The following is a 12,598-nucleotide window of genomic DNA, read 5'->3' as shown; positions in this document are numbered from 1 at the left end:
ACACATACAAATCTAACATATTAATTATGAGCACAGAAATGAGAAAACCTGTGGTTACGAGTGAATTTGAAAGCGAATTGAACAACTGGATCGACCACAAAATGCAGGCGGTAGAGTTAATCAATTCAATCGGCAATTTACTTTATAACAAATCAGTTGAATTGGTATTATTCCGTCACACTTTAGTTGATGAAAGTGTTTCTGAAGTATTGAAATTGCACAACACCACTCAAAACTTTACCAACAGTAAAGTAAGTATCTACGAAACCAACGAATTGGCAAAAGAGCTTTTAAAGTTAGACTTAGCTCCTTCTAAAATTGACATTGGTAAGTTAGCGAGTGAGTGGTTAGCAGAAGAAGAAAACTTCGCTACTAAATCAGACTTCATAGCTAATAAGTTAGAAGGAATGATTGGACAAGAAAAAAGTCAGTTAGAACCGAGAGATGTGATCCTTTATGGATTTGGTCGTATTGGCCGTATCGCAGCAAGAGAGCTAATTAAACAAGCTGGAAAAGGTCAACAATTGAGATTAAGAGCGATTGTAACAAGAGGTGACAACGAGGCCGCTTTAGAAAAAAGAGCCGCATTATTGAGAAATGACTCTGTTCATGGCGCTTTTGAAGGAATTGTAGAAGTGGATGCTGCTGAACGCACAATGACTGTTAATGGTCAAGTGATTCAAATGATCAACGGAAATAACCCAGACGAGATTGATTACACTGCTTATGGAATCAATAATGCATTAGTAATTGACAATACTGGAGTTTTTAAAGATAGAACTGCATTGAGCAGACACTTGAAATCTAAAGGCGTAGAGCGTGTTATTTTAACTGCTCCTGGTAAAGAAATTCCAAACATTGTATACGGTGTAAACCAAGGTGAAACTGACATCGAAAAAGAAAACATTTATTCTGCTGCTTCTTGTACTACCAACGCTATCGTTCCAGTATTGAAAGTAATTGAGGATAAATTCAAAATCGAAAAAGGCCACATCGAAACAGTGCATGCTTATACCAATGACCAAAACTTATTGGACAATATGCACAGCAGCACTCGAAGAGGTCGTTCTGCAGCAATCAACATGGTCATTACTGAAACAGGTGCCGGAAAAGCGGTAACTAAAGTATTGCCTCAATTGCAAGACAAATTAACTGCGAATGCAGTGCGAGTTCCTACTCCAAACGGATCTTTAGCGATCATGAATCTTTCGTTAAAAACTGAAACCTCTTTCGAAGAAGTGAATGAAGTAATGAGAAATGCAGCATTGGAAGGAAATTTAGTGAATCAGATTTACTACTCAGTAGATCCTGAATTGGTTTCTTCTGATATCGTTGGTAACTCTTGCTGTTCAGTATTTGATAGCCCTGCTACGATTGTTTCTCCAGACAAGAAGAATGTTGTGCTATATGTATGGTATGACAATGAGTTTGGATACACGAAACAAGTAATTCGTTTAGCGAAATATATTTCTAAAGTGAGAAGATTGATTTATTATTAATAGATCAACCATATAAATTTGAAAGGCCTTTGATTGTTAAAATCAAGGGCCTTTTTGTTTTCGACTAATTTCATTTCTTGCTTTTTTAAGCTTTCTTGACAAAACAATTCTTCGCATAACGTGTACCTTTATTGTATCATTTAATACAAAAAAAGACATGTTAAATTTCGAATATAAGAATCCAACAAAAATCATATTTGGCAAAGGTCAAATAGAAAAAATAGCAACAGAAATCCCTACCGATGCAAAAGTATTAATGCTATACGGAGGCGGAAGCATTAAGAAAAATGGCATTTATGACCAAGTTACAAATGCATTAAGCAAGCATTCTGTGATAGAATTTGGAGGAATAGAAGCCAATCCAAAATACCACACTTTATTGAGAGCTTTAGAGGTGATCAAATCTGAAAACATCACGTTTTTATTAGCAGTTGGTGGTGGGTCCGTAATTGATGGCACTAAATTCTTATCAAGCGCTGCATTATATGAAGGCGACAATCCTTGGGATATCCTGAAAAAATCAATTCGAACTGAAGTGGGAATGCCATTTGGAACCGTGTTAACCTTACCGGCAACGGGTTCAGAAATGAACTCTGGTGCAGTGGTTTCAAATGAGGAAACCAAAGAAAAATTAGGCATGGGCGGTCCAGGTTTATTTCCACAATTCTCTGTGTTAGATCCACAGGTGATTGCTTCTATCCCGAAACGACAAATTGTAAACGGAATCACCGATGCCTTTACGCACGTTTTGGAACAATACATTACCTATCCAGCAGGCGCTCATTTACAAGATCGAATTGCAGAAGGAATTTTACAGACCTTGGTAGAAACTGCTCCAAAAATCATCAAAGACACATCTGACTATGAGGCGGCGAGTAACTTTATGTGGTGCTGCACAATGGCGCTGAATGGTTTAATCCAAAAAGGCGTTCCTACCGATTGGGCAACACATGGAATTGGTCATGAATTAACCGCTGCATTTGAAATTGACCATGCTAGAACTTTAGCGATTATTGGTCCTAATTTATACCGCTACAAACTAGAAGGTAAGAAGGAAAAATTAGCTCAGTATGGCGAACGTGTTTGGGGAATATCTTCAGGAAGTACTTTAGAAAAAGCAGAACAAGCAATAGAAAAAACAGTAGATTTCTTCCATGAAATGGAGATCTCTACCAAACTGTCTGAATATACTAAAGACTATGAAGGATTCGCTCAATTAATCAAAGGTCGTTTTGAAGAAAGAGGTTGGGTAGCCATGGGCGAACGAAAAGAAATCACTCCGAGTGACGTAGAGAAAATCATAGAAATGAGTTATTAGATTCAATATATCAATTTATCGATGAATCAATATATCAATTTTTCTTGCCTTCGACAATCGGGTTTCCTTTTTGAGGAGCACTACTGATATAGAGAAATTAAATAATTGACAAGACTTACATAAACTTATCTAATTTTATATAACTTGTAATCCAGCCGATAAGGGTATCTTTATCGGCTGTTTTGATTCAATGACTATGCGAAAATCGATTTATTGGGGAGTATTTTTAGTGTTCTTAGGAGCATGCAGTTATGGTGTATTGGCCACCATTGTAAAGGTGGCGTACAACAATGGCTTCAGCACTTTAGAAATCACCTTCTCTCAATTCGCGATCGGATGGGTTGCTTTATTAGGAATCGTATTACTAACCAGCAAAAAACAAATAAAAGCTACTCCTAGTATCGCTTCTAAACGAAAACTAATGATTGCCGGGACATCCATGGGACTTACCAGTGTGCTCTATTATTTGTGTGTAAAAAACATCGATGTTTCCATTGCCATCGTTTTGCTGATGCAAAGCACTTGGATGGGTGTCATTGTAGAATGGCTGATTGAACGTAAAAAACCTTCTAAGCAGAAAATAGTGGCCGCAATAGTAGTGCTTATTGGAACCGCACTCTCTGCTAAAATCTTCAATACTTCTTTAGATGAATTGAATGGATTGGGATTTTTATTCGGCTTCTTGGCTTCTATCTCCTACACTATTACAGTGTATACATCTGGCAAAGTTGCATTAAATATGAAGGCACTGCACCGTAGTTTTTGGATGCTGAGTGGAGGGTTTGTGATCATCTTTATTTATGGATTGATTGCTTATACAGGCAACTTCAATACTAATATTTTTATCTCCTACGGAATTCCGTTAGCCCTATTCGGCACCGTGTTACCTCCCATTCTTTTTGCATATGGAATGCCTTCTGCGGGTACAGCAGCCGGAACTATTGTTGGTGCAGTTGAACTTCCAATCTCAGTAATCATGGCCTATATCGTGCTCAATGAAAATATAATTCCATCGCAATGGATGGGAATTGTATTGATCCTTTTGGCGGTGGTTTTGATGAATTATCAGAAAAAAGTTAAAACTATATAGGATAATATTTATCTTCAACGTTCAAAATCTACACCGTTGAAAAAATTATTATTCCAGCCCAAAGATCCAATCACATTAAGCTTCTTTCGAATTGTATTCGGAATCTGCTTTTTATGGGAGTCGCTTTACCTTTTAAAGATCAATTTTGTATCTGTATTTCTTACAAGTCCGCAGGTTCATTTCAATTATGATTTTGCCACTTTTATCCAACCGTTACCAAAAGGTTTACTTTCTATTTTGGTCATTGGCTTGCTTGTGGCTTCTGTATTTATGATTATTGGCAAATACTTGAAAGTAGCTTCTTGGTATATTTTCTTTGTATTTAGCTACATCCTACTAATAGATAAAGCCTACTACAACAACCACTTATACTTGATCTGTTTATTGGCTGCTTTTTTTGCAATCACCTCTTCTGACGAAGCTTTGAGTATTAAAAAGGGATCAACGAAGCATATCCCTAACTGGCAGTTAGTATTGTTCCAATTGCAATTAGTGATTGTTTATTTTTATGGAGGCATCGCCAAAATCAACTCTGATTGGTTGATTAAAATGGAACCAGTCAAAACCATTTTAGAGCAGAAAGCTGCGAGCTCAGCAATGAGTTCAATGTTGCAATCTGAGGCTGCCATTTATTTTATCAGTTATGGAGGATTAGCATTCGATCTAATCATTGGATTTCTTTTATTCTACAAACCGACACGAAAACTGGCGCTTATCGCTGCGCTAATTTTCAATATTATGAATGCATGGCTGTTTGACGACATCAATATTTTTCCTTTCTTGATGATGGGCGCATTGGTTTTATTCATCGAACCAGACACTTTCAGAAGTTTTCTTACCAAATACTTACCAACTTTAAAAACAGTTCAATCTAATGCAACTGAAAGCTTTGCCTTCAATAAAAAAGTGATTATCGGATTGGCCATTTATTTCATCATTCAGCTTGCATTGCCGTTTCGGCATTTACTTTTTGAAGGAAATACAGAATGGACTGGTAAAGCTCAATATTTTTCGTGGCGGATGAAAATCCAAGCTAGAAAAACGGAGCAACTCGAATTTGCCGTGATGAATTATGACAAAAAAGAAGTCATCAATGTGGATTTAAGAAGCTTTGGTTTGAATGACGATCAATTACGTTTGTTGAGTATGCATCCTGAAACTGGAGTTCAACTAGCAAAAGCTATTCGAGAAACAGCAGAAAAAAAAGGACTTCGAAACATTGAAGTAAAAGCCAAAGTCAAAGTCTCCTTTAATGGTCGACCAGCACAAATGCTTTATAAAGACATGGATTTGTCTAAAGTGAAAGAAGGTATTTTTGAAGAAAGAGATTATGTCGTGGAATTGAAAGAATAAAAAAAGTCCGCTTGGAAATACCAAGCGGACCTTTAGGTTTATCTGATTATTTTCTCTTACTTCTCGAATTGCTTCAACGTAGAAATAATAATGTCAATACATTCTCTCAATTCTGCTTCCGTCATCACCAATGGTGGAGCAAAACGGATAATGTTCCCATGAGTTGGTTTTGCCAATAGTCCATTTTCTTTTAGGGCCACACAGATATCCCAAGCTGTGGAACTATCCTCTGAATCATTAATCACAATAGCGTTTAACAATCCTCTACCTCTAACCAAAGAAACCAAGTTAGACACCTCAACATATTTATTAATTTCGGCTCTAAACAAATCTCCTAAAGTACCTGCTTTAGCGGTCAAGTCTTCATCAACAATCACATCCAAAGCAGCGATAGCCACTTTACAACCTAGAGGGTTTCCACCAAAAGTAGAACCATGCTGACCAGGCTTAATCACATTCATTACTTCGTCGTTGGCTAAAACTGCTGAAACTGGAAAAACACCACCAGAAACTGCTTTACCTAAAATCAAAATATCAGGTTTATATCCAGCCTTACTTTCGCATGTTTTCCCGGAGCAAGTACATCCTTTACAAACAGCCAATAGACTTCCTGTTCTGCCGATCCCAGTTTGAACTTCATCTGCCAATAATAACACACCAGCTTCTTTACACAAACGGGCCGCTTCAGCCATGTAATTATCATCTGGAACAAATACACCAGCTTCACCTTGAATTGGCTCCACTAAAAATCCAGCTATGTTATCTTGCTTCAATGCCTCAGCAAGTGCTCCTAAATCATTGTAAGGAACATTGATAAAACCAGGAGTATATGGACCGAAATTTTTACGTGCGTTTGTATCGTTTGAGAACGAAACAATCGTAGTGGTTCTTCCATGAAAGTTTCCATCTGCAACAATAATTTTTGCAGCATCTTCATGAATTCCATTCTTTTCATATGCCCACTTTCTGCATAATTTAATTGCTGTTTCCACAGCTTCAGCTCCTGTATTCATTGGAAGCACTTTGTCATAGTCAAAGTAATTGGTAATGTACTTTTCAAAAGGCCCCAATACATCGTTATAAAATGCTCGCGAAGTCAGCGTTAATGTTTTCGCTTGCTCTACTAATGCATTGACAATTTTTGGATGACAATGACCTTGATTAACAGCCGAATAAGCAGATAAAAAATCATAATACTTCTTTCCTTCTACATCCCAAACATGTACACCCTCTCCTTTCGCTAAAACCACCGGAAGTGGATGATAGTTGTGTGCACCATATTTGTCTTCCATCTCTATCGCTTGATTTGAAGCGTTAATCTTTTCTAGTGTTAAACTCATCTCTCGTCTACTTTAATTCTACAAAAATTGAAGTACAAATATATCTATATTTGAACGGAATATTTTAGATAGACACCATGTTAGAAAAACTAATCCAAAATAAACACCTCTATTGGCTGCCTTTTATATTTGGGGTACTTCTTTATTCAAACACCCTAAAAAATGAATATGCACTCGATGATTTTGCAGTAATCCTCGACCATGATTATGTGACGCAAGGCATCAGTGGAATGGATGAAATTTTGACCACCAACTTACTGCAAGGAGTCAATAATTTCAATGATGGACTGTATCGTCCAATGGCACCGCTGACCTTCGCTTTAGAGTATCAACTTTTTGAGGATAATCCAACTGTGAGTCACTTCATCAACATCTTGCTCTTTGGATGTATCGTCCTCTTGCTTTTTCGATTACTATCCAGATTATTTGGCACTGATGGGCAATACATCGCTTTGATTGCCTCTTTGCTGTTTGCAGCACATCCGATTCATACAGAAGTCGTGGCCAACATCAAAAGTCGTGATGAACTTTTCGCTTCTTTGTTCTTGCTGTGGAGTGCTATTCATTGGTTAAATTACCTAGAGAAAGGCCATGTAAAGAACCTCATCTTTGCATTAACGATCTACACATTGGCGCTCTTTTCAAAGGAATCAGCCATTACCTACTTTTTAGCCATTCCAATTTTATTGTGGATCAAGAAAGACATTTCTATAGAAAACCTCGTTAAACCTGCGGCTTTAATGCTTGTACTTTCGGCTTTATTTTATGGGTGGCATTCATATATTATCAATTCGATGCCCACACCAGTTAGCGAAGGACTCTCTGAACTTTTGAACAACCCAGCCGCGCATACCGAAAGTCTTTCTGAGAGATATGGCACCGCTTTTTATCTACAAGTTTTATATCTAAAGAAACTAATATTCCCAAATGTATTACTACACGATTACTCGTATAATTTAATTCCAATAGTTGCGCTCAACACTTGGCAAGGGATTGCAGGTGTGCTGTTGTTCTTCGGATCACTTATTTTTGGAATTGTTGGTTTTTTTAAAAAGAATCAAATCGCTGCCCTAATTGCGTTTTACCTGGTTTCCATTGCTGTGGTTTCCCAATTGATTATTACAATCGGGGCCTTATTTGCTGAGCGCTTCTTGTTTGTTCCATCCATCGCATTTTGTGTGATAGTAGCACTATTGTTCAACAAATTGCTCCTCCGAAAGCAAACTATTTTTTATTTAACCTTCCTTCCTATTCTCGCTTTGTTGAGCGCCAAAACAATCGATCGGAATGCTGATTGGAAAAACAACTCTACACTCTATTCAGCCGATATTTTAGACGGAAAAGAGAGTGCTCGAATAAATTATAATTATGGCAGCATACTAACCCAACAAGGAAATGAAGTAAAGAATAAAATAACAAAACAAAACTTCTATACTCAAAGTGCTTTCTTCTTGCAAAGAGCAGTAGAAATTTACCCTGGGTATTGGGATGCATACAACAATTTAGCATTGACCTATAAATACAATAACCAGTTTGATTTATCAGAAAAGGTTTTCAACTTATTGTTAAAGAAGGACCCAACCTATACTAAAGCCTATTTTAATTTGGCCACAGTTCAGGTTGCCAAAGGAAAACAAAAAGAAGCACTCAATAATTTAATTGTATTTACGAATACAACCCCGACAATTGATGCTTATAGCTTGATGGGAAACATTGCTGGAACTTTAGGTGATTTCGAAGCTGCGAAACAATACTTTCTTAAGGTCATAGAGTTAGATCCGTCCAACATAGAAGCCTATAATTTTATTGGTACCTCTGAAGGCTTTTTGGGTCGACCAGCAGAAGCCATTAAATATTATCAGAAAGCTTTGCAAATCGACCCTAATAATGTAGATGCTTATTTCAATATGGCCATCGCTTATGGTCAAATGGGCGAATATGTCAATGAAAGAGCAGCATTGGATGCCATTCAAAATATACAACCAGGAATTCCTGAAGTAGTCAACCGATTAAATCAGTTGAATAATTCGAATTAATGGATGAATATTTCTTTAAAATCATTTTTTTAAGGAACTAAGCAATCCGATTATTAAAACCCCTCTTAAAAAAGTAATTTTGCGCCCATGGGAAGAAGAATAAGAAAACATATTCCAATAATGGAAAATGTGACTGTTTTGGATGCAGTTGCCGAAGGTAAAACATTAGCGAAAGTAGATGATTTAGTGATCTTCTTGAGCAATGCTGTTCCAGGCGATGTGGTAGACATCCAAGTCACAAAAAAGAAAAGAAACTACGTTGAAGGCAAAGCCATCAAATTTCATAAATATTCTGAAAAACGTGTAGAACCATTCTGCGAGCATTTTGGAACTTGCGGTGGCTGCAAGTGGCAATTCCTTTCTTATGAAGATCAATTGGGCTATAAAGCCAAGCAAGTGAAAGACAATTTAGAGCGTTTAGCAAAAATAGATTTACCTGAATTTGAACCCATCCTTGGAGCGCCTAAAACAACTTATTACCGTAATAAATTAGAATATACTTTCTCTAACAAACGATGGTTTACAGAGGAAGAGATTGCAGAAGAAAATGAATTGGACCAAGATGGCTTGGGATTTCACGTTCCAGGTCGATTTGATAAAGTACTGGACATCAACCATTGTTATTTGCAATCTGATCCCTCCAATCAGATTCGCTTAGCAGTCAGAGCCTATGCGAAAGCGAACAATCTCTCTTTTTTCGACATCCGTGATCAACATGGTTTACTGCGAAATCTGATTATCAGAACTTCATCAACAGGTGAATTAATGGTGATCGTGGTTTTCTTTCAGGAAGAAAAAGAAAATAGAATTGGCCTGATGCAGCATTTGGCAGATGAATTCCCACAGATCACTAGTTTGTTGTATGTGATCAATGGAAAAGCAAATGACACGATTGGCGACCAAGAAGTGATAACATTCAAGGGGAATGACCACATGCTAGAAGCGATGACTGACTTTCAAGATCCAACTAAAAAGATTCAATTTAAAGTCGGCCCTAAATCCTTCTATCAAACCAACTCAGAACAAGCAGAAAACTTATATCAAATCACGGCTAAATTCGCAAATATCCAATCGGATCAAACGGTTTACGATTTATATACTGGAACAGGAACCATCGCGAATTATGTTGCGAAATCAGCTAAAAAAGTGGTCGGAGTAGAATATGTACCAGAAGCGATTGAGGATGCCAAACACAATTCTGAATTGAATGGAATTAGTAATACTGCGTTTTTTGCAGGAGATATGAAGGATGTGTTGACAGCAGATTTTGTAACAAAAAATGGAAAACCTGATGTCATCATTACAGATCCTCCGAGAGCAGGGATGCACCCTTCAGTAGTTGAGCGAATGTTGGAAATGAATCCAGAACGAATTGTCTATGTGAGTTGTAACCCAGCAACCCAAGCAAGAGACTTACAAGCGTTAGACGTAAATTACAAAGTCATAAAAGTACAAGCAGTCGACATGTTCCCACACACACATCATATAGAAAATGTGGTGTTATTAGAAAGAAGATGAAAGCCAAACTAGATAAAACTTATTGGGACAATCGATATCAAGAAGGTCAAACCGGTTGGGATTTGGGCGGTGTTAGTCCTGCTCTAAAAGAATACATTGATCAATTAAAAGATAAGAGTCTTAGAATTCTGATTCCTGGTGGTGGAAATGCGTACGAATTAGCCTACTTACATGAGAATGGCTTTACTAACTCATACTTAATTGATTTATCGCCAACAGCATTGGCTAATTTCAAGAAGAATAATCCTACTATTTCTGAGAATTACCTCATTGAAGGAAATTATTTTGACCATGAAGGAACCTATGATTTGATCGTTGAACAAACTTTTTTTTGCGCAATTGACCGAACATTGCGAAAGCATTACGCTGAGAAAACTTTTGGTTTACTTGCTCCAAACGGAAAATTAGTAGGATTACTGTGGAGCGAAGATTTTGGCGAAAACAGTCCTCCATTTGGAGGAACTCGAAAAGAATACCTAACCTACTTCGAACCGTTGTTTAAGATTAAAACATTAGTAGAAAGTCACAACAGTATAAAACCACGATCAGGTAGAGAATTATTTATGATTCTTCAGAAATAGACTTAAATTTGAATTCAAACAACAGATATGGCAGCTAGTAAAACTCTGATTTTAGATCATGATAAGATCATCCAAAAGGTGAATAGAATTGCTTATCAAATTTTTGAGGACAACTATACCGAGAAAGAGATTATTATTGCGGGTATTGCACCAAAAGGATATCAATTCGCTCAACTATTGAGTGAAACGTTGGAGAAGATCTCGAAAATTAAAATTCAATTGGTTGAATTAAAAATTAACAAAGACAATCCGATAGAGAGTAAAATTGAGTTATCTATAAACGAAAAAGACCTTTCCGACAAGGTGATCATTGTTGTTGATGATGTGTTGAATTCAGGAAAAACGTTAATCTATGGAGTGAATTATTTCCTGAATGGACCTATAAAAAAGCTCTCTACAGCAGTTTTAGTCAATCGAAATCACCGTCGTTTCCCAATAAGTGCAGACTATGTGGGCACTTCTTTGTCTACTACTTTGCAAGATCATGTAGAAGTCAAATTCAGTCCTTCAGGTAAACATAGTGTTCACCTTAAATAAGTGAAAGAATTCTATTTGGCGTAAGGTTTGGAGCATCTGCAATAAGCTGCGCTTTTGAGTAATAAATTTCTCTTTCTAAAAGCTTCTGCTCTATATATAGTTTTAATTCTTCTTCAGTAAGATTGGCAATTAAAGGGCGTTTCGCTTGGGCTGATTTCAACCGCCCAAATAATATATTCGGGTCCAATTTAAGGTAAATCGTTTTACCGACGTCATTCATTAAATCCATATTATTGAAGAAACAAGGTGTTCCACCGCCAGTTGACAAAACAAAATTAGAATGTTGATTTATAAGCGATTCAAGTGTACCTTTTTCAATCAACCGAAATCCCTCTTCGCCACCTTCTTCAAAAATAGTTGTAATCGTTTTTCCTTCCTTTTCCTCTATGAATTGATCTAAATCAAAAAAAGGTAAATTGAGGTGGTGCGCTACTTTTTTACCCAACTTCGTTTTACCAGAACCCATGAAACCAAGGATAAAAAGTTTCATCTAATCTAATTTTTCAAAAGGAGAATTGGGTTCTTTTGCTAAGGTGTTATAGACTACACGTTCAAATAGTTTAGGAAAAATTCGACTTAATCCACGCACTAACAGGCCGTCTAATGTCATTGTCACCGTTCTTTTACGTTTAGTAACACCTCTATAAATATATCCTGCTACCTTTTCGGCGCTCATCATTTTACCTTCTTCTCTTGGAGAAGTGCCTTGTGGCGAGCCATCAGCAGTCAATGCAGTATTTCTAATATTAGAAGATGTAAATCCTGGACAAGCCACCATTACATGCAATCCTGTTTTTTTATTTTCTGTGCGAAGTGAGTTTAAAAAACCTTGCATGGCATATTTAGAGGCAGAATAACCAGTTCTTGCAGGCAAACCAATTAATCCACCAACCGAAGAAACACCAACTACAGAACCTCCATTCTTTAAAATATGCGGAAGTGCGTATTTAGTAGCGTAGACTGTTCCCCAGAAATTAACTTGCATCACTTTTTCGATGACGCTGATATCAGCTTCTACAAAAAGTGCCCTCATTGAGATGCCAGCATTGTTAATCAACACATCTATAGACTGAAAAGCAGCAATCGTTTCATCAACTAATCGTTTACAGTCAGCTTTAATGCCAACATCAGCAACTATACCTATGCAATCAACACCTTTGGATTTAAAAGTATTTACAGTAGTTTCCACATTTTCTGCATGGCGAGCTACAATAGCTACCTTACTGCCATTCAGACCGAAGTACTCCGCAGTTGCTTTGCCGATTCCAGAAGTTGCGCCCGTTACGATGACGACCTTACCTTTCATAGTATGACTTTATTTGAAAA

General features: G+C 37.1%; 11 protein-coding genes. 8 read left to right on the top strand and 3 right to left on the bottom strand.

Going from position 1 to position 12,598, the window contains the following annotated elements:
* Positions 1 to 26 precede the first annotated feature (26 nt).
* The 4 genes from ACTB0X_RS06110 to ACTB0X_RS06095 all read left to right on the top strand — a co-directional run bounded on the left by ACTB0X_RS06110 (position 27) and on the right by ACTB0X_RS06095 (position 5,260).
* Positions 27 to 1,499 (top strand): glyceraldehyde-3-phosphate dehydrogenase, encoded by a 1,473-nt coding sequence (locus tag ACTB0X_RS06110; protein ID WP_463024103.1) that lies wholly within the window; start codon positions 27 to 29, stop codon positions 1,497 to 1,499.
* 157 nt (positions 1,500 to 1,656) lie between these two features.
* Positions 1,657 to 2,817 (top strand): iron-containing alcohol dehydrogenase, encoded by a 1,161-nt coding sequence (locus ACTB0X_RS06105; RefSeq protein ID WP_463024102.1) that lies wholly within the window; start codon positions 1,657 to 1,659, stop codon positions 2,815 to 2,817.
* 196 nt (positions 2,818 to 3,013) lie between these two features.
* A complete protein-coding gene (locus ACTB0X_RS06100; RefSeq protein ID WP_463024101.1) occupies positions 3,014 to 3,907 on the top strand; it encodes an EamA family transporter in 894 nt (297 codons plus the stop codon).
* Positions 3,908 to 3,943: 36 nt separating this feature from the next.
* Positions 3,944 to 5,260 carry an HTTM domain-containing protein gene (locus tag ACTB0X_RS06095; RefSeq protein WP_463024100.1) on the top strand — a complete coding sequence of 439 codons (1,317 nt, stop codon included), beginning with the start codon at positions 3,944 to 3,946 and terminating at the stop codon, positions 5,258 to 5,260.
* Between the two features lie 56 nt (positions 5,261 to 5,316).
* On the opposite strand, the gene rocD is transcribed toward ACTB0X_RS06095, so the two are convergent.
* Positions 5,317 to 6,600 (bottom strand): ornithine--oxo-acid transaminase, encoded by a 1,284-nt coding sequence (gene rocD, locus ACTB0X_RS06090; RefSeq protein WP_463024099.1) that lies wholly within the window; start codon positions 6,598 to 6,600, stop codon positions 5,317 to 5,319.
* Between the two features lie 77 nt (positions 6,601 to 6,677).
* On the opposite strand from rocD, the gene ACTB0X_RS06085 reads away from it, so the two are divergent.
* The 4 genes from ACTB0X_RS06085 to ACTB0X_RS06070 all read left to right on the top strand — a co-directional run bounded on the left by ACTB0X_RS06085 (position 6,678) and on the right by ACTB0X_RS06070 (position 11,272).
* Positions 6,678 to 8,636: a tetratricopeptide repeat protein gene (locus ACTB0X_RS06085; RefSeq protein ID WP_463024098.1), complete on the top strand. Its 1,959-nt coding sequence runs from the start codon at positions 6,678 to 6,680 to the stop codon at positions 8,634 to 8,636.
* Positions 8,637 to 8,723: 87 nt separating this feature from the next.
* Positions 8,724 to 10,154, top strand: coding sequence for a 23S rRNA (uracil(1939)-C(5))-methyltransferase RlmD (rlmD, locus tag ACTB0X_RS06080; protein WP_463024097.1), 1,431 nt, complete (start codon positions 8,724 to 8,726; stop codon positions 10,152 to 10,154).
* On the top strand, positions 10,151 to 10,735 hold the full coding sequence (locus tag ACTB0X_RS06075) for a class I SAM-dependent methyltransferase (protein WP_463024096.1): 585 nt from the start codon (positions 10,151 to 10,153) through the stop codon (positions 10,733 to 10,735). Before rlmD ends, ACTB0X_RS06075 begins: the two co-directional genes overlap by 4 nt.
* 27 nt (positions 10,736 to 10,762) lie before the next feature.
* Complete coding sequence (locus ACTB0X_RS06070; RefSeq protein WP_463024095.1) at positions 10,763 to 11,272, top strand: phosphoribosyltransferase family protein; 510 nt, start codon at positions 10,763 to 10,765, stop codon at positions 11,270 to 11,272.
* On the opposite strand, the gene ACTB0X_RS06065 is transcribed toward ACTB0X_RS06070, so the two are convergent.
* Both ACTB0X_RS06065 and ACTB0X_RS06060 read right to left on the bottom strand, forming a co-directional pair.
* Positions 11,265 to 11,762 (bottom strand): shikimate kinase, encoded by a 498-nt coding sequence (locus ACTB0X_RS06065; RefSeq protein ID WP_463024094.1) that lies wholly within the window; start codon positions 11,760 to 11,762, stop codon positions 11,265 to 11,267. The two genes, ACTB0X_RS06070 and ACTB0X_RS06065, sit on opposite strands and share 8 nt — an antisense overlap.
* Positions 11,763 to 12,578 carry an SDR family oxidoreductase gene (locus ACTB0X_RS06060; RefSeq protein ID WP_463024093.1) on the bottom strand — a complete coding sequence of 272 codons (816 nt, stop codon included), beginning with the start codon at positions 12,576 to 12,578 and terminating at the stop codon, positions 11,763 to 11,765.
* Positions 12,579 to 12,598: the final 20 nt, after the last annotated feature.

This window comes from Acidiluteibacter sp., assembly GCF_055129545.1.
The sequence above is the reverse complement of the archived record's forward strand: the minus strand, read 5'-3'. Positions and strand labels throughout refer to the sequence as shown.